At 54.3% G+C, this 19,997-nt stretch carries 16 protein-coding genes; 5 read left to right on the top strand and 11 right to left on the bottom strand.

Annotated elements, in window-relative coordinates:
- Nucleotides 1-95 precede the first annotated feature (95 nt).
- From KW808_RS13795 to KW808_RS13815, 5 genes are all read left to right on the top strand, one after another.
- Nucleotides 96-1,529, top strand: a complete 1,434-nt coding sequence (locus KW808_RS13795) for a GuaB1 family IMP dehydrogenase-related protein (RefSeq protein ID WP_003862967.1) — start codon at nucleotides 96-98, stop codon at nucleotides 1,527-1,529.
- 93 nt (nucleotides 1,530-1,622) lie between these two features.
- Complete coding sequence (locus KW808_RS13800) at nucleotides 1,623-3,590, top strand: hypothetical protein (protein ID WP_034983294.1); 1,968 nt, start codon at nucleotides 1,623-1,625, stop codon at nucleotides 3,588-3,590.
- 125 nt (nucleotides 3,591-3,715) lie between these two features.
- Complete coding sequence (locus KW808_RS13805; RefSeq protein ID WP_034983194.1) at nucleotides 3,716-4,729, top strand: helix-turn-helix domain-containing protein; 1,014 nt, start codon at nucleotides 3,716-3,718, stop codon at nucleotides 4,727-4,729.
- Between the two features lie 152 nt (nucleotides 4,730-4,881).
- The gene (locus tag KW808_RS13810) at nucleotides 4,882-6,765 is read left to right on the top strand and encodes a phenol hydroxylase (protein WP_003862963.1); all 1,884 of its coding nucleotides are present in this window, start codon (nucleotides 4,882-4,884) and stop codon (nucleotides 6,763-6,765) included.
- Between the two features lie 198 nt (nucleotides 6,766-6,963).
- The gene (locus KW808_RS13815; protein WP_003862962.1) at nucleotides 6,964-8,682 is read left to right on the top strand and encodes a hypothetical protein; all 1,719 of its coding nucleotides are present in this window, start codon (nucleotides 6,964-6,966) and stop codon (nucleotides 8,680-8,682) included.
- A gap of 89 nt (nucleotides 8,683-8,771) precedes the next feature.
- Here KW808_RS13815 and KW808_RS13820 read toward each other — a convergent pair whose 3' ends face one another.
- The 11 genes from KW808_RS13820 to ftsH all read right to left on the bottom strand — a co-directional run bounded on the left by KW808_RS13820 (nucleotide 8,772) and on the right by ftsH (nucleotide 19,891).
- Nucleotides 8,772-10,217: an MDR family MFS transporter gene (locus KW808_RS13820; RefSeq protein WP_040072988.1), complete on the bottom strand. Its 1,446-nt coding sequence runs from the start codon at nucleotides 10,215-10,217 to the stop codon at nucleotides 8,772-8,774.
- Nucleotides 10,218-10,665: 448 nt separating this feature from the next.
- Nucleotides 10,666-12,246, bottom strand: coding sequence for a lysine--tRNA ligase (gene lysS, locus KW808_RS13825; protein ID WP_003862959.1), 1,581 nt, complete (start codon nucleotides 12,244-12,246; stop codon nucleotides 10,666-10,668).
- 46 nt (nucleotides 12,247-12,292) lie between these two features.
- Nucleotides 12,293-13,093, bottom strand: coding sequence for a pantoate--beta-alanine ligase (locus KW808_RS13830; protein WP_003862958.1), 801 nt, complete (start codon nucleotides 13,091-13,093; stop codon nucleotides 12,293-12,295).
- Complete coding sequence (locus KW808_RS13835) at nucleotides 13,090-13,785, bottom strand: 6PGD fold domain-containing protein (protein ID WP_003862957.1); 696 nt, start codon at nucleotides 13,783-13,785, stop codon at nucleotides 13,090-13,092. Before KW808_RS13835 ends, KW808_RS13830 begins: the two co-directional genes overlap by 4 nt.
- The gene (locus tag KW808_RS13840) at nucleotides 13,785-14,534 is read right to left on the bottom strand and encodes a DUF6779 domain-containing protein (RefSeq protein ID WP_040072989.1); all 750 of its coding nucleotides are present in this window, start codon (nucleotides 14,532-14,534) and stop codon (nucleotides 13,785-13,787) included. The genes KW808_RS13835 and KW808_RS13840 overlap by 1 nt, the downstream gene beginning before the upstream one ends.
- Nucleotides 14,535-14,544: 10 nt before the next feature.
- Complete coding sequence (locus KW808_RS13845) at nucleotides 14,545-15,012, bottom strand: DUF3180 domain-containing protein (RefSeq protein WP_003853810.1); 468 nt, start codon at nucleotides 15,010-15,012, stop codon at nucleotides 14,545-14,547.
- Nucleotides 15,013-15,027: 15 nt separating this feature from the next.
- Nucleotides 15,028-15,507, bottom strand: a complete 480-nt coding sequence (folK, locus tag KW808_RS13850) for a 2-amino-4-hydroxy-6-hydroxymethyldihydropteridine diphosphokinase (RefSeq protein WP_003853808.1) — start codon at nucleotides 15,505-15,507, stop codon at nucleotides 15,028-15,030.
- Entirely contained in the window at nucleotides 15,507-15,899 is a 393-nt protein-coding gene (gene folB, locus KW808_RS13855) for a dihydroneopterin aldolase (RefSeq protein ID WP_003853806.1), read from the bottom strand. Before folB ends, folK begins: the two co-directional genes overlap by 1 nt.
- On the bottom strand, nucleotides 15,892-16,746 hold the full coding sequence (folP, locus tag KW808_RS13860; protein ID WP_003853803.1) for a dihydropteroate synthase: 855 nt from the start codon (nucleotides 16,744-16,746) through the stop codon (nucleotides 15,892-15,894). The genes folB and folP overlap by 8 nt, the downstream gene beginning before the upstream one ends.
- Nucleotides 16,747-17,352 carry a GTP cyclohydrolase I FolE gene (gene folE / locus KW808_RS13865; RefSeq protein ID WP_011015316.1) on the bottom strand — a complete coding sequence of 202 codons (606 nt, stop codon included), beginning with the start codon at nucleotides 17,350-17,352 and terminating at the stop codon, nucleotides 16,747-16,749.
- Nucleotides 17,330-19,891: an ATP-dependent zinc metalloprotease FtsH gene (ftsH, locus tag KW808_RS13870; protein ID WP_003862955.1), complete on the bottom strand. Its 2,562-nt coding sequence runs from the start codon at nucleotides 19,889-19,891 to the stop codon at nucleotides 17,330-17,332. Before ftsH ends, folE begins: the two co-directional genes overlap by 23 nt.
- Between the last annotated feature and the right edge of the window lie 106 nt (nucleotides 19,892-19,997).

The following is a 19,997-nucleotide window of genomic DNA, read 5'->3' on the forward strand; positions in this document are numbered from 1 at the left end:
AAAAGCAGTAGTAAAGCAGCAGGAAGGCGGTGGAAAGAGCAATTGAGGTACCCTTGCCGTGTTCAGGGATAACTGATTTACCAACTAGGAGACCCATGCGTTTTCTTAACAATTCCAATCCGCCCTATGAGCTGACCTACTCGGACGTGTTTATGGTTCCTTCACGTTCTGATGTGGGCTCCCGCATGTCCGTGGATCTGCGCACCAACGACGGAACCGGAACAACCATCCCGCTCGTTGTGGCAAACATGACTGCTGTTGCTGGCCGACGCATGGCTGAGACCATTGCGCGCCGCGGTGGCATGGCGATTCTTCCGCAGGATGTGCCCGCCGATATTGCTGCAGAGACTATCGCGAATGTGAAGAAAGCGGACCTGGTTTTTGATACCCCAATTACCGTAAAACCGCACCACACCGTGGGTTATGCACGCAACTTGATCCACAAGCGTGCGCACGGTGCAGCCATTGTTTTGGAGGGCGATCAGCCGGTCGGCATCGTCACCGACAAGGACCTCGAAGGCGCAGACAACTTCACTCAGGTGGGCACCCTCATGTCCACCTCCCTATTGACGCTGCCTGAGGATATTTCCCCCGAAGACGCCTTCGGAATCCTCCACGAACACAGCCGCAAACTCGCCCCCGTCGTCGCGGCTGACGGCTCACTCCGCGGCATCCTCACCCGCACCGGCGCCCTGCGCGCCACCATGTACAAGCCGGCTATCGACGCCAACGGCCGCCTGCGAGTCGGCGCCGCCATCGGCATCAACGGCGACATCGAAGGACGCACCAAAACGCTTCTCGACGCCGGCGCCGACGTTCTAGTCGTCGACACAGCACACGGCCACCAATCCACCATGATCAGCGCCCTCAAACGCATCCGCGCACTCGACGTCAACGTCCCCATCGTTGCCGGCAACGTGGTCACCGCCGACGGTGTCCGCGACCTCGTCGAAGCAGGCGCAAACATCATCAAGGTAGGCGTTGGACCAGGCGCAATGTGCACCACCCGCATGCAAACCGGCGTTGGCCGACCACAGTTCTCCGCAGTGCTGGAATGCGCAGCCGAAGCCCGCAAACTCGGCGCACACGTATGGGCAGACGGCGGAGTCCGCGACCCCCGCGACGTCGCCCTCGCACTCGCAGCTGGCGCCTCCAACGTGATGGTCGGATCCTGGTTCTCCGGAACCTACGAATCCCCCGGCGACCTCCGCTTCGAATCCGACGGACGCATGTACAAAGAATCCTTCGGTATGGCATCCCGGCGCGCCGTGGAAAGCCGAAACCAAAAGGTCGAAGCTTTCGAAAAAGCACGCCGCGCAATGTTCGAAGAAGGCATCTCCACTGCCCGCATCTACATTGACAAACGCCACGGCGGAGTCGAGGACCTGGTAGATCAAATCATCTCCGGTGTCCGCTCCTCATTCACCTACGCAGGCGCCGATTCGATTGAATCTTTCTTCGAACGCGCCACCGTCGGAGTTCAATCCACCGAAGGCTATGCAGAAGGAAAGCCACGCGCTTCACGTTAAATGTTGTTGGTGGTTGCGCCGGGAGCCGTAGGGTTCCCGGCGTTTTTCTACGTTTTGGAGCAACAACATGCTTTTCAAATTAGTCTCAAGCTCATGGAATCCATTGATGAACTATTGAACCTGATCCAACGTGGCGCAGAGACAACAGTGAGCATGGATCTCACGGTCACTCGCACACAGAAATCTTCAGGATATTCAGGTTGGCATCTCGGCGAGAACCTATTGAAATACATTGAAGCAGACGGGCTGACTGTTCATTACAGCTCGAACAGCTTACATCTAACCCGCGGAGATGAAGACATTCTGCGAGGGGTAGGCTCCATGCGCTGGCTTTTTAATGAAGATGATTTTCCTATTTCCGTCAATTCCAAAGATCTTAAAATCCTGGGCGGAGTTAGATTCTATATTGATCCGCTTTCAATAATTCGTGCTTTAAGGATCACTGCTACCGACCCCAGCGCAATTACTAAAAGTTCAGTGTTGGAACGTGATACCTGGGTTATTCCAAGCGCTACCCATGGATTCCACAACAATGAAAATCAGCTTAAACTTGTTGAAATCGATGCTGAAGCAGGTGTTATTTTAGCTGTAGAAAGCAACCGAGAACGGATCGAAGTCAGTAGCGTTTCCTTCCCGAGTGAACTACCTGATCCCACTTGGGTAGGCTCCTCAATCGAATGGGCGAATCCTGAAGATCAAATAAATCTCCCCGAAACAGTTCCGCATGCCGTCTCCGCTTTGCCTGCCCAACCCGAAAGTCCTCGACATCTGAGAATCTGGATCAGTGAAGATACATTAGAAGGTGCTTACCCAAAATTTAAAGTCGGCGAGTCAGTACGTTTAGCACTCCATTTCCGGAATGATCCAGCACCAATAGCCAGTCTAGAAACCACTCGACGAGGGTGGATTGAACATTTAGGAGACCCGATCCCTGGTCCGAAATGGCCAGTGCGATTTATAGGGGATGGATGGTCTGCTGACTCTTTTATCACGACTCCTACTTATTCGGATATCGAGATGAAAGGCTGGTTTTCCTACGCTAATGATATTGAGAGAAACGATGTGAGAGTACTGCGTATTTACGGTGGAATCGGTGTTTACAATAAGCCGGAGCGTCTATGGCAAGAACTCGACAACACCACTGATGCTTTCCAAACTAAAGATATCCGCCTCCGCGACACCGTCCTCGATGTCACAGTCGACGGTGCAGTTTCCCCACCGCTTCAGCCTCTGCGTTTTGAACGTGGAAGCACCCACCTTGTCGACGGGAAGCTCTGGGTCCTGCACTATTATTCTCCAGTGTTACGTTGCTGGGACTTAGAAACTGGGCATTATTTAGGACAAACCTTCGTACCAGTTTCATTTCAGTCCGCCGATTCTCTCTCCTTTGCCGAACAATTTATCCATAACGATGATATTGCTTGGCGTTTAGTCCCTGGAGCCCATGCTTTATCCGATCCTCAACCCTGGTCGCCGTCCTCCCCAAAACCTGGTTCGAAATCTCCACTTCACATACCCGAGCCATGGGAACTAATGTCAGATCTCACGGATGGGCTCTATTCACTTTGTGCTTACTCTGAGTATGAATCACGCATTGCTTTAGGAAGAATGAATGCCAAAAGGGAAATAGAAATATGTCCCATCCCTTCAGACGGGATAAGCATCAATTACGCCACGCGCGTGGGTGATGAGTATTTTGTTAATCTCTGGCAGATAAGTGTGACAATCGATTCTGATTTTCACATCACTTCCCTGCAGTATCATCACCCTGCTGCGGCACCGTGGTCATGGTTTGTTTCTGAAGGCGTTGCAGTTAACACTGATGAAAATCAAATCTTTTTCGTCGAACAAGATTCCACTGCAGAAATTACGCACTTAGAAACTCTGCCAGATTGCTCTCCACAAATCGAGGTGCATTCTCCCAGTCATTTCACCGTGCTGATGATCCCTCATAACACCAACTCACACACCAGGTCGCTTCCAGTGCCCAGCTCAATTTCTATTTTCCAATCCGGACAATGGATCACAACAAGATTTGAAACAGCCCCTGGAGAAATCTAACTAGAGGGATCTTATGAAGAACATGTTCTAACCCATGTGCATGTCACCAGCACGGATGTAATCCGCTTTTATCGACTTACATATTAGTGACTTATGTGATCTGAGACTCTATTGTGGTACGCACCATGACTGCTCAACCAGACCACGAGCTGCCAAGGCATCTCCGGTTCAGTACGAGCGGAATCCTCCCGGACAATCGCGTCCAAATGTGGGAGGGCCACAATGCTCGCGCATTGCTTCCGCTCGACATTAGAACCATTGACGATCGCCCCATGCAGGCCTCCGAAACCAACCTGCACCTCCCATCAATGCGGATGGCGAGCGTATTCGGGACTTCGCAATTTGTCGAGCGTTCAGAGAGTTTCATCTCAGAAAACCCCACGGGTGTGGTTGCGATCTTCTTTGCGACTGAAGGCGAAGCAGTCTTCTTCCACCGTGGTGGACATGTAGCGCTTCGCCCAGGTCAGGCCATTGTTTACGACGCCGACCGACCATTTCTCCGCGGATTCAACAATCGCTTCCGCGAGCTAGTTCTCACCATCCCAAAGCAGTGCTACCTTGAAATTGTTGGCTCAAAAGGTCCTGAGCTTCCCGCTATTTTTGAGTTCGGAGCAACAGGAACGGCCAACGAACAAGCTTTAGCGCGACTAGTTCAAGAATCCCTGCACAGGATTGAGAGTGGCGAGCCGAAACATATCGATTCCAGCGGCCTTTTAGGAAAACCGTGGAGCGATATCGAGCACGAGGCCCAGGGGCTTATCCGCAATGTGCTTGGCGATGCCACAAGTAGCGAAGAAGGCTTAATTTCTGCAGCCCAGAGATTTATTGACATCAATATTTCCGATAGTGGCTTACAAGCATCACGAATCGCCGCAGCCGTCGGAATTAGCGAACGCCAACTAAGTCGAATCTTCTCAGAATCAGGACAAACTATCGGACGCTACGTCCTAAACACCCGACTGGATTTTGCAAAGGAAGCGCTGTCGACACCGGAGCGAGACAAGGTTTCGGTCAGTGAGATCGGAAAGCGCTTTGGGTTCGCTTCTCCAAGTCATTTCAGTCGCACCTTCCGTGAGCGGTTTGAAATGACACCGCTTCAATGGAGGAAGGAATCGCAGCGTCAAACCTTTCAAGATTGAGGTTTTTGTTCTCAGGCGGACATCATCTTGCCCGAGACGGACAATAAGATGAATCACACTTTCATTCAGAGTGTGAGCTGAACTACATTTCTGGTTACTGTACGGAACACGCTCCGTGAATGAGATTGGAAATCCCCTCGAAAGGACCAGACATGCAGTTTCATTATGATGGATACGCAACCGGTGACCCAATGGAGATGCGCGCGGAAGGTAGCGGAATCAACCGCCCGGACGACCTCCCTGAGGTCATGGATGTTCTCATCGTTGGTGCAGGTCCCGCTGGCACCATCGCAGCGGCTCAGCTTTCCCGATTCCCCAATGTGACCACCCGCCTCGTAGAGAGAAGCGACCGTCGCCTCGAACTAGCCAATGCAGATGGCGTGCACTCCCGAACCATTGAAACTTTCCAGGCATTTGGTTTCGCCCACGAGATCCTCGCCGAAGCTCATGAAATCACCGACATGGCGTTCTGGAAGCCGGACCCGCAAAACCCTCGTGAGATCATTCGTGACAACAGCACCCGCGAGCTGCCACAGCACATCAGTGAATTTCCGATGGCGTTGCTCACCCAGACCCGCATCATCGACCACTTCAACCGGTTCATGAAGAACTCCCCAACCAGGATGAAACCTGACTATGGATACGAGTTCGTGGACTTTGAAGTAGAAAAAGACGCAGAATATCCGGTAATTGTCACCCTCCGCCGCACCAGTGGCGAGCAAACTGGCGAATTGGTCACCGTCCGCACCAAGTACCTGGTCGGTGCCGATGGTGCACGAAGCCAAGTGCGCAAATCACTGGGATACCGACTCCAAGGTAAGCAGGCTAACCACGCTTGGGGTGTGATGGATATTCACGCGAACACCGAGTTCCCCGACGTGCGCAAGAAGTGCACCATCAAATCTGATTCGGGTCGCACCATCTTGCTGATCCCACGTGAGGGTGGCTTCCTCTTCCGTCTCTACGTTGACCTGGGCGAAGTACCTGATGATGGCAGCAAGGCTGTTCGTGATACCCCACTCCAGGATGTCATCGACACCGCGAACCAGATCATGGCTCCATTCACCCTCGACGTGAAAAACGTTGTGTGGAACTCCATCTACGAGGTAGGCCACCGCGTCGCAGACCATTTCGATGACCGTGTTTCAGAAAAAACCTCGAGCGAACACCCACGCATTTTCATTGCTGGCGACGCCTGCCACACTCACAGCGCTAAGGCTGGCCAGGGCATGAACGTGTCCATGCAGGACGGATTCAACCTTGGCTGGAAGCTTGGACATGTGGCCAGCGGAAACAGTCCACGCGAACTACTTCAGACCTACGCTGAAGAGCGCGAAGACATTGCCTACAAGCTCATCGAGTACGACAAGAACTGGTCAACACTCATGGCAAAGCCAAGCAGCGAAATGGGCAGTGCCCAAGACCTTGAGGATTTCTACCGCGCGAACTCTGAGTTCAATGCCGGCTACATGACCCACTATCCTCCTTCTTCCATCACAATGGATGGCAGCAACCAAGATCTGGCAAAAGGCTACCCAATTGGCCGACGCTTCAAGTCAGCGATGGTTGGTCGAGTCTGCGACTTCACCGAAACACACCTCGGTCATCAAGCAACAGCCGACGGACGCATGCGTGCATATGTCTTCGCAGGATCCGATGCACTAAACGGCGAGGGTTCTGAGCTAGACCGCTGGGCAGAATGGGCAAAGGCGAACCTTGACCCCACGCTTGTCGACGCCAAGGTTATCTACCAAAGCCCTTACACCGAGCTCGACATCCGCCAGGTTCCATCCGCGTTCAAACCTAAGGTAGGCATCTTCGAACTGACCAATGTGGAGAACTCCTTCGGTATCACTTCAGACTCCGACATCTTCGACAGCCGCGAGATCTCCCGCGATGGTGTCGTGGTGGTAGTCCGACCAGACCAGTACGTGTCCGGAATCTTCCCGCTCACTGATACTGAAGGTCTCGGCGAGTTCCTCACCGGATACTTCCCCAACATGAAAGGCGCACATCAGCTAATCAACGCGAACTAAGGCACAGCTCTTAAGACAGTGGACGTTCTGCTCAAATTAAGCAGAATGTCCACTTCTGTCTAGCCGTGTACAGCTCGAAGGACTCGAAGAGTCTTAAGACTGTCCCTCACTCTGCGAGCAGCCATTGCGCTATCGGCAGCTACCTGCAAGGTGCGCTGGTGGGAAGCGTCGACAAGCATCTTTAAGTAGCGTTGATGTATGCGCTCACTTCAATCGGTCCTTGACCTGCTGACTTCTAAGTCCAAAGTGGCTACCAAAATTGTGGTGGAACGAATTGAAAAGCATCCTGTTCATGGATTGGGATGGATGATGTATCCGCCATTTCATCCATGGACTGATGCTTCGACCTTGACGATTGAGCGAAACGGAACCAGTCGGCGCGCGAGTCAGAATGGCGTTGCGGTTCTTCATCAGCATGAGCAAGTTCAAACTATCGGTCTGGCCAGCTATTTTATCGACTCAAAAGTTTGGGTAAACGAGCTGGCTGGCCTTGATCGTATCAACATTTCTGAGAGTGAAGTTGCTGGTCGTGACGTATTAGTTCTGCCGTTATCTGATCTGACTTTAAGCATCGATGCGAAATACGGCGTGGTTTTGGCTGCGGAAGACAGCGATGAATCAGTGCGCGCGGTATCCGTGGAGTTCCTGGACCAGTGGGTAGATGAAGAAGAACCCCCAGCGGAAGAAGTGCCTAAATATACGGAAACCAGGGAGGAACTTCCTCCACTTGAGATTCCTCCGGCTCCTTCCGGAAATCGTAATCTCCGAGTTCTGTGCACGTGGGGAGCGATGGAAGGAATTATTCCTGAGTGGAAACCCGGCGATCAAGTTTCACTGTTTTTGTCTTTCGACCTCGACGATCCGCCGTTCGAACAGCTCAAAACCACTCGTCGCGGGTACACCGAACCTGGCGAGATTTATGGAAACCAGCGCAGCTATAAATTTCACGCTGATGGTTGGAACGCTGTTATTTCCGCCAAAGTGCCACTGCACACCGAAGAAAACCTCACCGGCTACTTCACCCACAGCTCCTACGCGGACACGAGCCGCCGCACGTCAGCGGTCATCACCGCAGTCTACCGCCACGGTAAGGACGCAATTATCGACGTGACCCTCGACGGTGCGAAACCTCCTAGATATCAAGAATCCTTGGATTGGAGCAGCACCAGTACCTGTGACGGTGAAACATTCTGGCTGTCCGATAAGAGCTTGCCCTTCGTCCGCGGTTTCAATGTCTCCACAGGCAAGCTAGTACACGAGATCTCCATACCCACCTTCAATGAGATCGCCCTCGAATCCGGCAATAGAGCCCGCGCAGCGAAAAAACTTTGGGAACTTCCAGACCTTAAAGAGGCAACCGACCCTGTCCCAGCGATCCCCGCAGGCTGGAAACTACACAAAAGATTCGGGAAGAACTTCCATGTCGTAAGCGCTGACAACGGAACCTGGAAACAAACCATCCTTAGGATCAAACCCTTCAAAGCAATTGAGCTTGATCTTGGATACGCCGAGATTTCGACGATTTACCAATACGGTGAACGAATTTATCTGCGTTCCGATCTTCACCAGATCACGTTTAATCAGGATCTTGAAATCCTCAGTGTAGAGGTCCACGGAAATCCCGATGCAGGTTATTGGCCACTTTCCGATCTTCCACCAGGGGATTCTCCAACGCTGGGATTTCCTATCGGATCACTCATGATGTTCCACGAACAACAAGATATCTACGCTTTCCACGATCCTAAAACAACAAAGCAACTAACAACTGTGAACTTGCCCAAAAGGCAGTTTGAAGTGGAATATGCTTCTCAGAACAGAATTGTTATTTCGCTGAAAAATCCAGAAAGCCGCCTCATTGACAAACTGTTGGTGTGGGAACCACAAACCGGGTGGCGAGAACAAAACCTGGAGCGCTGAGCACGCTTAAGGTGAGGTGGCGGCGGGAGGCGTCGAGAAGCAAAAAATGGGGCAGAAAGTCAATGACCTTCTGCCCCATTTTTTGGTGTTTAGTGAGTTTCTTCCTCGACGCGAGTGACGAAGAGGGAAATAACCAAAGCGATCACTGCGATGATTGCGCCTGCGATGAACGCAACCTTGGTGCCAGCGGCGACAGCTTCGGCGTGTGCAGATCCGGAAGACGCTGCAATGGAAGTGCCGAAGGAAAGTGCCGCAATCATGATCGCTGTTCCGGCTGCGCCTGCGAGCTGTTGGAACGTGTTCAGAATTGCGGAGCCGTGACCATAGAGGTGCTTCGGAAGGGCGCCGAGAGCGGTGGTCATGAGAGGGGTCATCATCAAACACATGCCGATGCTGAACACAACGTGCATGACCACGACCATCCACACAGGTGAATTCTCATTGAGGAAAGTCATCGAGGATGCCGCGATAGCCAGCGCAATTGCTCCGGGAATCAGCAACGGACGTGGACCAACCTTGTCGTAGAAACGTCCGATGAATGGGCTGATCAGACCCTGGAGGAGGCCGCCGGGCATAACAACCAAACCGGTCACCAAAGCAGTAACTCCGAGAGAAGTCTGCAGGTAGATTGGCAAAACCATGACGGTTCCGAGCATCGCGCCGAACGCCAAAAGGATGGTGGTCAAGGAGAAGCTGAAGTTCCTCACCTTGAAAGCACGGAGATCCATCAGTGCCTTGTCTTGTTTGCCGAGTTGGTGCTGTCGCAAAGCAAAGATGAGAAGTGCGATGGCGCCAACGACGATCGCGAGGATACCTACGGTGCCTTCGCCCTCCAGGATTGCTCCGAAGGAACTGAATCCGTACACCAAACCACCGAAGGCAAACACCGAAAGGATGACAGACAGAACATCCAGTGGGGTGATCTTGGTTTCGCCGATATTTTTGATCAAAAAGAAGCCAATAACCAGCGCAACGGCCACGATCGGGAGCATCATCCAGAACAACCAGTGCCAGGTCAAAGAGTTAAGAATGACACCAGACAAAGTAGGACCAAGCGCCGGCGCGACAGAAATCACGATGGAAATAATGCCCATCATCGAACCACGACGCTCCGCAGGAACCACCGTCAACGTGACTGTCATTAGCAAAGGCATCACCAGCGCAGTACCAACCGCCTGAATGATACGAGCACCAAGCAGCACAGCAAACGTTGGGGCCAACGCCGCAGTCAAGGTACCAACAGTAAAGAACAACAACGCAGTAACAAAGATCGTCTTAGTGGAAAAACGATCAAGCAAATAACCAGTAGTAGGAATCACCACTGCCATCGTCAACATAAAGCCAGTGGTCAACCACTGCGCAGTAGTTTCTGGAACCTGGAAATCCGCCATGATCGACGGCAACGCGACCGACAGGATAGTTTCATTAAGAATCATGATCATCGCAGAAATCACGAGGATCGAAAGAACAACAACGACCTCCCTAGGCAACTTCGCAGCTGCCGGAGAGGTCTGAGTATTAATTTGGGAATCCATGAATGGAGAAAAAGCCTTTCACAGCATGAAGCTCAGTTTCTAGTGTTACGAAACTGAGCTATGAGAAAAAACTCCTAAAGAGTGCCATAAGCAAGTGCATTGTGCAAGTGGTGGTTCTTGGAGTGTTTAGGCGGCTTGCCTGAGGTGCTCTGGTGGGGTCTTCTGCAAAGTGTTTTTGAGGATTCCGATGAACTCGCACTCGCCGTTTTGGTCGAGGTCTAACGGATTTTGACGTCTTTCCTAGTGGTATCGAATATGCGAAATTGAGTACAAGAAATTGAACGCGAGAAACCGAAACCCGTGAAATCGCTGTTAAGGTCTCGAAACCGTGAAATCGAACTTACGGACCGACGCCGACCCGACCTTACAAAACCCATCCCGATCAACCCTAGGAAGAGGAAAACTCCAGGACACAAAGTCCTGGAGCTAACCTACCCAAACAGAAAACCTACTTTTGTTCTGGTTTCACCATTGGGAAGAGTACGGTTTCGCGGATTCCGAGGCCGGTGAGGGCCATGAGGAGGCGGTCGATTCCCATGCCGTTGCCGGAGGTTGGTGGCATGCCTTGTTCCATTGCGGTGAGGAAGTCTTCGTCGAGGACCATGGCTTCGTCGTCTCCGTCGGCGGCGAGGCGGGCTTGGTCTTCGAAGCGTTCGCGTTGGATGACTGGGTCGATGAGTTCGGAGTATCCGGTTGCTAGTTCAAATCCGCGGACGTAGAGGTCCCACTTTTCGGTGACGCCTGGCTTGGTGCGGTGTTGGCGTGTGAGTGGGGAGGTTTCTACTGGGAAGTCTTTGACAAAGATTGGTCCGTAGAGTTGGTCTTCGCAGAGGAGTTCCCAGATTTCTTCGACGAGTTTGCCGTGTCCCCAGCCGCCATTTTCGGGGACGGAGAGGCCGATTACCTTGGCGATTTCGCGGAGTTCTTCGACGGTGGAGTCGATGGTTACTTCTGGTTGTCCTGGGAATTTGCGTGCGAGGGCTTCGTTGAGGGAAGGGTACATCTCGATGACTTTCCACTCGCCGCCGAGGTCGTATTCGGTGCCGTCTGCGAGGGTGACCAGGGTGGTTCCGAAGACTTCTTGGGCGACGGATTGGACGAGACCCTTGATCAGTTTCGCGCCGGTTTCGTAGGTGCCCCAGGCTTCGTAGGTTTCGAGCATGGCGAATTCTGGGGAGTGGGAGGAGTCGACGCCTTCGTTGCGGAAGTTGCGGTTGACTTCGAAGACACGCTCGATGCCGCCGACAACGCAGCGCTTGAGGTAAAGCTCTGGTGCGATGCGCAGGTAGAGGTCAATGTCGAGGGCGTTGGAGTGGGTTTTGAATGGTCGTGCTGCTGCGCCACCGTGGAGGGTTTGCAGCATGGGGGTTTCTACCTCAAGGAAGTCTTGGTCTTCGAGGTAGTGGCGGAGTGCACGCATGACCTTGATGCGGGTGAGCGCGTTGGTGCGGGCTTGTTCGCGCATGATGAGGTCGGTGTAGCGGTGGCGGACGCGGGTGTCTTCGCTGAGGTCCGCGAATGCGACTGGCAGTGGGCGCAGGGACTTGGAGGCCATGTGCCAGGAGTCAGCCATCACGGAAAGTTCTCCGCGCTTGGAGGAGATTACTTTGCCGCGGACGGAAACGATGTCACCCATGTCCACATCGGCTTTCCAGGCCTTGAGGGATTCTTCACCGACTGCTGCCAGGGACAGCATTGCTTGGACGGTGGTGCCGTTTCCTTCTTGGATGGATGCGAAGCAGAGCTTGCCGGTGTTGCGAACGAACATGACGCGGCCAGCGATTGCGACCTCAACGTCGGTTTCTTCGCCTACTTCGAGGTAGGTTACGCCTTCTTCGCGCTCTTGGAGGTCTTCTGTAATGACAACAAATTGGGAGCGCAGGTCAGAGATTGAGATGGTGCGATCAACCTCGACTGGGTAGGCGTCCAATCCACTGTCCAGAATGCGCTCGCGCTTTTCGCGACGAATTCGCAGCTGCTCAGGCAAATCGGCGGAATTGTTCTTGGAAGTGGGATTGGAATTAGTCACGATTTCCTAGGGTAGTCGAAAGGTATGCGAACTGGGTAAACCGGGATCAGCCTTCGATGTTTTTGAAGCCGATTCCAAGGGGTAGGCCGACGTTGTCGTGGAGTTGGACATCGCCAAGCGTGATGGCTGCAAAGAGTCGGGCGTCACCGATTTCGGGGGCTGGTCCAAGATCCAGGCCACGGATTTCCACATAATCGGGGGTCACGCCGGCGGCTTTGAGCACTTGCGTGACGGTTTCTTTAACTACTGCTTCGCCGTGTTCTGCGGAGTGTGCACCGGCGGTGAGGGCTGCTGCCAGGCTCAATGCAGTTTCACGGGAGTCTTCGGGCACTGAAACGTTACGCAGGGAAATAGCAAGGCCGTCTGGCATGCGCACGGTTGGAACGGAATGCAGTTTTACTGGAATATGCAGATCATTAAGGGCGCGCTGGACTAGAACCACCAGCTCATAATCCTTTTCACCAAGCACTACATCGGTTGCTCCGGTGATTCCCAACAGCCCCAGCACCTTGGTTACTTCCGCACCTTGTGGGGTAAGTGTTGGGCCACCTGTCACTTCCACCCGGATGCCGTGAGGCCATAGCGTTTCGGGATTGAACGGGAAGATCGCGTCGATAAGCTCTTCCCTTAAACGTGCGTGATCGGATTCCGGGCCGGCATAGGTAACGACGACCACCGCACCGGGGATGCGTTTTGCTGCGCGGATGAGCGCAATATGGCCTGCGTGGAGGCCATTTCCCAAGGGTACGAGCACCACTGGTTTGCCGGTTTTGCGCAGGGCGCCGCCGAACATGCGGATCTGCTCGACGGTGTCAAAAACTCTGCCCTGACCATGCGTGAAACTCAACGGTCCTCCTTCTGAATTGCCCACAGCTCGATATCTTGCGCGCGGGAAATCTCTGCCTGCCTGCGCGCCAAATCCCGGAAAAGGCGTTGCCTGCCGGGGTTGTTAATCGAATCGTACTGGGCAATGACCTCATCCAACGAAGGCAGTGCCTGGAATTGCTGTGCGGAATCCATAATGATGTCAGAGGTCACATCGGGATCGCCAAGAAATTCATCCAAGAAATTCGACGCATCGCGCTGCAAGGTGCTTAAAAATCCGGCATAGGTCAACGCCGCAGCCAACTGTGCGCGCTTGTCATCAGCGATATCAATGACCGAACCGCCGAGCTCCCCCACCAAAAGCCCCACGATGGTCTCCCCCAACTCATCCAACGCGGACGCCACCCACCGGTCCTGACCAATCGGGTGCGCAGACATCACGATGCCGCCGGACGTCTCCAGCGGATCCATCACCGTGATGCCATGCGTGAGCGAGGTATGCAGGAACATCTGGCCCCGGCGCGCATAAGCAGAAAGCTTTTCGACGTACCCCTCCACCCCGAGGGCATCAATCACGACAAGCTCAAAGTCACGAATATCTTCGGGCGCGTGAAGCACAGTCACGTAGTGCCCTACAGAATCTAATTTCTCCGCCATGTTGACGGTGGATGATCCATCATCAAAAATTCCAACGCGAAGGCGAGGAGCCTGCATTAGTTGTTTTCCTTTTTCCTTGCTGCTGCCAGAAGATCAGCCACGCTCAAACCGCCTTGGCGTTCATCTTTGCGTCGGCGTCCGCCAGTTTCTTCGGGAGCTGCGTGCCTACGCCTTCTACGACCTGGTGCTGGTTCTTCCTCAGCTTCGACAGCAACTTCAACTGGCTCAGGTTCTGGTACTGGTTCCGGCACCGGTGCAGGTTCCGGCGTTGGCTCTGGAACTGCAACAGGCTCCGGGACTTCTGGCTGCGGTGCCTGGAACTGCTGGGAAAGCTGCTGGGATTCCAACTCAAGGATTCGTCGGGCTTCGGCACGCAGCATGGTTGGCTCATAGCCCCATTCACGGCCAGAAAGCTCTGACAACTGAGTGCGCATTTCCTCCAGCTGAAGTTTGATTTCCTCGAGGGTTTCTTGATCGCGTGCACGACGGGATTCAGAAATCTCCATTTTTTCTTGGAGGAGTTCAGCTTCTAGTCGGTTGAGTTCAGACTGGTGTGCGTATTCGAGGGTTTCCTTCTCCCGCGCAGCAGCTTCGACTTGTTTGCGGGATCGATAAACAAGGAAGAATCCGATGATTGCCGCCCACAGCGCTGCAAGAAGTGCTATTTTCATGGCGCCGTCACTGTTGGCCAGCAGCATGATGACGCTGGCAATCAGGGCAAGTCCAATGAGTACTGCTAGCAGAATCTGTCCACGGTCGACAGAATTGCCGTCGCCGGAATCCTCGTGTGACAGGTCTTGATTCATGAATTCCAATCTAGCTGATCGCTTCGCCAGATTGGGGAGGCGGAGCCTCACAGCTTCGCTCTAAATAAAGTCCGGCAGCTGAGAGCGCGATTCCGCCCAGCGCACAGGCAATAACTCCCGGAAGATCATTCGATGCTGCGGACAACTCACCGGCGCGTGGGATCACGTAACTGCCAATTCCCACATAAACGCCACCGAAAATTGCGCCACCCCACGCACAAGCACGACCCAACATGGCCAGATAAGCAATGGTCACGGGGTTCATTTGGGATTTGTCCTGGCCGATCAAGCCCTCATCGAGGCGACCTTGGACTTTCACACCGGCAAATCCACACACCACAGCCAACAACCAAAAGGTGATGGATACCGTGATGGAAATAGAGGTCATGGATCCATAAAAACGCCACGTCAAAATGGCGGACACAGCGGCGAGGAAACCTCCCGTTGCGATCAACCAACCTGCTGACGTTTTCTGCATGAAAGCCACGACTCCTTAAATCTTGGTGACACCTTCAATGTCTGTGGGATCAAGATTATCCACATGTTCTGCAATGGTCGTGCCGTGCAGAACGGCGTCAGGTTCTGCTTCCAGCCAAGGGATCAACACGAAGGCACGCTGCCATGCCCATGGGTGTGGCAAGGTCAGTTCGGGATCCTCCGAGAGAATCTCTTCCCCATCTTTAATGATCTGTACGATATCCACATCGAGGGTGCGTGGCCCCCATTTGCGGACGCGGACTCGCTCGGCGGCTTCTTCGAGTTTTTGGCCACGGCGCAGCAACTCGATGGGGGTGTCTTCAACCTCAACAACGAGCACTGCGTTGAGGAATTCATCCTGATCCTCAATGCCCCACGGTGGGGTTGAGTAGATCGCAGACTGCGCCACGATCTCATCTTTGAATTCCTCGATCACTGTGTTGAGCAGCGCGTAGCGATCATCCATGTTGGAACCGATGGACAAAACTGCATGCATTAGGCGTTGCTCCTTCCAGCAGCCATGGATTTCCTGGAACGTCGGGCAACCACCGCGACGTCAGCAAAAGTACGTGGGATCGGTGCTTTGGGCTTATGGATGGTTACTTCCACCGCATGAAGCGCATCAAATTTAGCCATCACAGCATCCGCAGATTCCGTGGCCACCGTCTCGATCAAATCCCTGGATGGGCCTTCCACGATTTCAGCAACCAACAATGCCAACGCGCCGTAATCTACGGTGTCGGAAAGGTCATCGCTGGCACCTGCGGCATCGAAATCCATCCAGCAGGTGACATCCACAATGAAGGGCTGGCCTTGCTCTTTTTCAAAGTCGAACACACCGTGGTGTCCGAAGCATTCAAGGCCTTTAAGTTCAATACGATCAGCCATGGTGAGTTCCTCCACTTCGCCACAATGCGGCAACATCAACAGCGTCCCTTGATACTGGGACATCGTGCACGCGCACACCCCATGCTCCCATATGTGCAGACACTGCGGTCACCGCTGCGGTTGCTGGGTCGGCATCAATGGGGGTGACATCTAGGCCACGGTCTTTGCGCACGCCAGCCAGGAATCGCTTCCGGGATGCTCCCACCAGGATGGGGAAAGGTCCAGAAATAAACTCGGGCAGTGCTTGCAGCAAACGCCAGTTGTCTTCACGTGATTTGGCAAAACCCAAACCTGGATCAAGCACGATCTGGTTTTCGGCCACACCAGCAGCGGTGGCGCGGGCGACAAGATCATCAAGCACTGCGTGCACATCGGCTACAACGTCTCCACCGTGATCTGCCTGACCTGCGGCATCACCGAATTGGAGGGTGCGCCAGTGCATCAAACACACGGGAATTTGCGCTTCCGCCATGACAGAAAACATCTCAGGATCAGCCAAACCGCCAGAGACGTCGTTGATCATGGAGACGCCAGCGCCCGCGGCAGCCTGCGCCACGGAGGCCCGCATGGTGTCTACGGAAGTGTGGATGCCGGCGTCGTGAAGCGCCTTAATGACCGGCACAACCCGGTCCCGTTCCACGGACGCGTCGACGCGCACTGCCCCAGGCCGGGTGGACTCGCCGCCGACATCAATCATGTCGGCGCCAGCAGCCACCAATTCCTTGGCATGCGCGATCGCCTGATCAACGTCAATGTACTTGCCACCGTCCGAAAAGGAATCCTCAGTGACATTGACAATTCCCATGACCAAACAGCGTCCCGGGATGGTCAAAGAGGATACGTTCATTTAGTGCCCCCGAATCAGGGAGAACACCTCAGCACGGGAGGCAGCGTTGTTCTTAAAGCCGCCACGCACCGCAGACGTCGTGGTCACAGCACCAGGCTTACGGATTCCGCGCATAGCCATGCACAGGTGCTCAGCTTCAATCACCACGGCCACGGCCTGGGCATCAAGCTTTTCGACGAGAGCATCCGCAATTTGGGAGGTCAAGCGCTCCTGAACCTGAGGTCGCTTAGCAAACATATCCGCTAAACGCGCCAGCTTGGACAGGCCAGTCACCTTGCCGGACTTACCCGGAATGTAACCAATGTGCGCCACACCAAAGAATGGCACCAAGTGGTGCTCACACATGGAGTAAATCGGGATCTCACGAACCAGAACCAACTCTTCATGGCCCTCAGAGAACGTCTTCTCCAGCACAGTGGTGGGATCCTCATGCAGACCCGCGAAAGTTTCCTTGTACGCCCTAGCCACTCGAGCTGGGGTTTCCAACAGGCCTTCGCGATCTGGATCCTCACCCACAGCGATGAGCAACTCACGAATCGCAGCTGTTGCGCGCTCCTCATCGAACTCGCGAACTGCAGCGTGGTTATCCACGGTTGTCTCCTTCATTTTCCGGATTCTCCTGTGTGCCCTCAGCGGACTTCCCGGAATCACCATCGATGGGCTGATCTGGAACGACAGGCATTTCTGTGGTTTCAGAAGCATCCAGCACCGACTCTTTTTGAGCCTTTTCTGGGTAGTCCGAACGTTCATGATCCGGCAAACGGAACCCGATCATTTCGGTTGGGGCTTCCTGTGAAACGTTACCTGGGGTATGTTCCGCACCTGTTGATTGGTCCATGAGTTCGGAATCGCCGAAGCCATAGGCCTTCATACCAGGGTGCTCACCGGATGCGGTTGGAGTCGCGTAAGGGTTGGGGCGGCCGCCACTTGAATCAGGGGACTGCTCAGGAGCTTGTGCCGGGGTCTGAGCCGGGAAGCCCTGCTCAGCTGGCTGCTCTTCTGCCTGTGAGCGGTGCTTTCCAGCAGAACCGGGCACGCTCCAATCAGCTGGAGGAGGGGTGCCGTAGGATCCGGCAGCTGCTCCGGCCGCAGGTGCCACACCCACAGAAGGAGCCGGCTGCACCGGCAACTTACCCTGAGCTTCCAATTCCTTGCGACGGCGTTCGCGGGTTGCGCGGGAGGCCTCAAGAATGGAGAACTTCTTTGGTGGTTCTTCGCCACGTTCCAGTGCGAGCTCCACTGGGGTTTTTACTGGTTCGCGATTTTCTTGGCGAGGGAATCGTGTGGACTCGTCGGGGAAGACTTCGGCGACCTTGCGTGGGACGATGTCGTCGAAAAGCGCTTCGAGGTCTGGGCGTCGCAGGGTTTCCTTTTCCAGGAGCTTTTCTGCGAGGCGGTCCAGGTGGTCGCGGTATTCAGCCAGGATGGAGTAGGACACTTCATGGGCTTTGTCCAGGAGGAACTGGACTTCGGTGTCGATGGTCGCTGCGACTTCTTGGGAGTGGTCCAAGCTTCCGCCGCCACCGCGTCCGGAGAATGGGTCGCCTTGTTCTTGGCCGTATTTCACCATGCCGACAGCTGGAGACATGCCATATTCGGTCACCATGGATCGGGCGATCTTGGTGGCCATTTCAATATCGGCGGAGGCGCCGGTGGTAGGTTCACCGAAGACGAGTTCTTCCGCGGAGCGTCCACCCATGGCAAAGACCAGGCGGGCGAACAGTTCGTTGCGGTTGTACATGCCCTTGTCATCTTCTTGGGCAGTCATGGCGTGACCGCCGGTGCGACCGCGGGCCAAGATGGTGACCTTGTAGACGCGCTCGATGTCTTCCAACGCCCATGCGGACAGGGTGTGTCCACCTTCGTGGTAGGCGGTGACCTTCTTTTCCTTCTCGGAGATCACCTTGCCGGAGCGACGTGGTCCACCGACAACGCGGTCGGTTGCTTCTTCCAATGCGTCGGCGGTGATCACGTTGCCACCCACGCGGGCGGTTAGCAGTGCGGCTTCGTTAAGCACGTTTGCCAGGTCAGCGCCGGACATGCCGGCGGTGCGCTTTGCCAGAGCCTTGATATCTGCATCGGGTGCGAAAGGCTTACCCTTGGCGTGAACTTCCAGGATCTGTTCACGGCCACGCAGGTCAGGGTTAGTGACTGGGATCTGGCGGTCGAAACGGCCAGGACGCAGCAGCGCTGGGTCAAGAACATCTGGGCGGTTGGTAGCAGCCATCAGAATGACGCCTTGACGATCACCAAAGCCGTCCATCTCAACGAGCAACTGGTTCAGGGTCTGTTCACGCTCATCGTGTCCGCCACCCATTCCTGAGCCACGGGCGCGACCAACCGCATCGATCTCATCGACGAAGATGATGCAAGGGCTGTTTTCCTTGGCCTGCTTAAACAGATCACGCACACGCGAGGCACCAACACCGACGAACATTTCCACAAAGTCAGAACCGGAAATGGAGTAGAATGGCACGCCAGCTTCACCAGCCACGGCACGAGCCAGCAGGGTTTTACCAGTGCCGGGAGGGCCGTAAAGCAGCACACCACGGGGGATTTTCGCTCCCAGGGCTTCGTAGCGGGTGGGGTCTTCCAGGAAGTCCTTGATCTCATGGAGTTCATCCACTGCTTCTTCAGCGCCAGCAACATCCGCGAAGGTGTTGGTGGGCATATCCTTGGTCAGCTGCTTGGCCTTGGATCCACCGATGCCGAACATGCCACCACCCTGCATGCGGGTGAGGAAGAACATCAGCAAACCGAAGATGATCACCATCGGCAGGATGAAGCTCAGCATGGACATCAGGAAGCTTTCCTGCGTCACATTGGTGGTATAGGAATCAGTGTTGGATGCTTCCACCTTCTCAAAGATCGCTGGCGCGGTACGAGCTGGGTACTGCGCGAGAATCTCTTCAACGTCTTCGCGTTCATCCACCGTGATGGGTTCACGCAAGGTCAGTCGGACGCGCTGTTCCCTGTCATCGATTTGAGCTTCGGCGACGTTTCCGGCGTCAAGCTGTGCCATCGCAACAGAGGTATCGACCTCCTGGAAGTTCCTGGTGTCACTGCTAAACAGGGACACCAAGAACAGAACGATGAGGATTACGGCTGCGATACCGCCGAACTGCAGGTATTTCTTGTTTTTCATACGCAGTGGCAACCGGCTCAACTAAGGCCGTTTTGCCCGTGCCTTTCTCGGAATCGAATAAAAGGGATCTACTAGACAACTAATCAAACGAAGTTGAGGGCCAAAA

Source organism: [Brevibacterium] flavum (assembly GCF_019317305.1).
In the GTDB taxonomy this organism is placed as follows: domain Bacteria; phylum Actinomycetota; class Actinomycetes; order Mycobacteriales; family Mycobacteriaceae; genus Corynebacterium; species Corynebacterium glutamicum.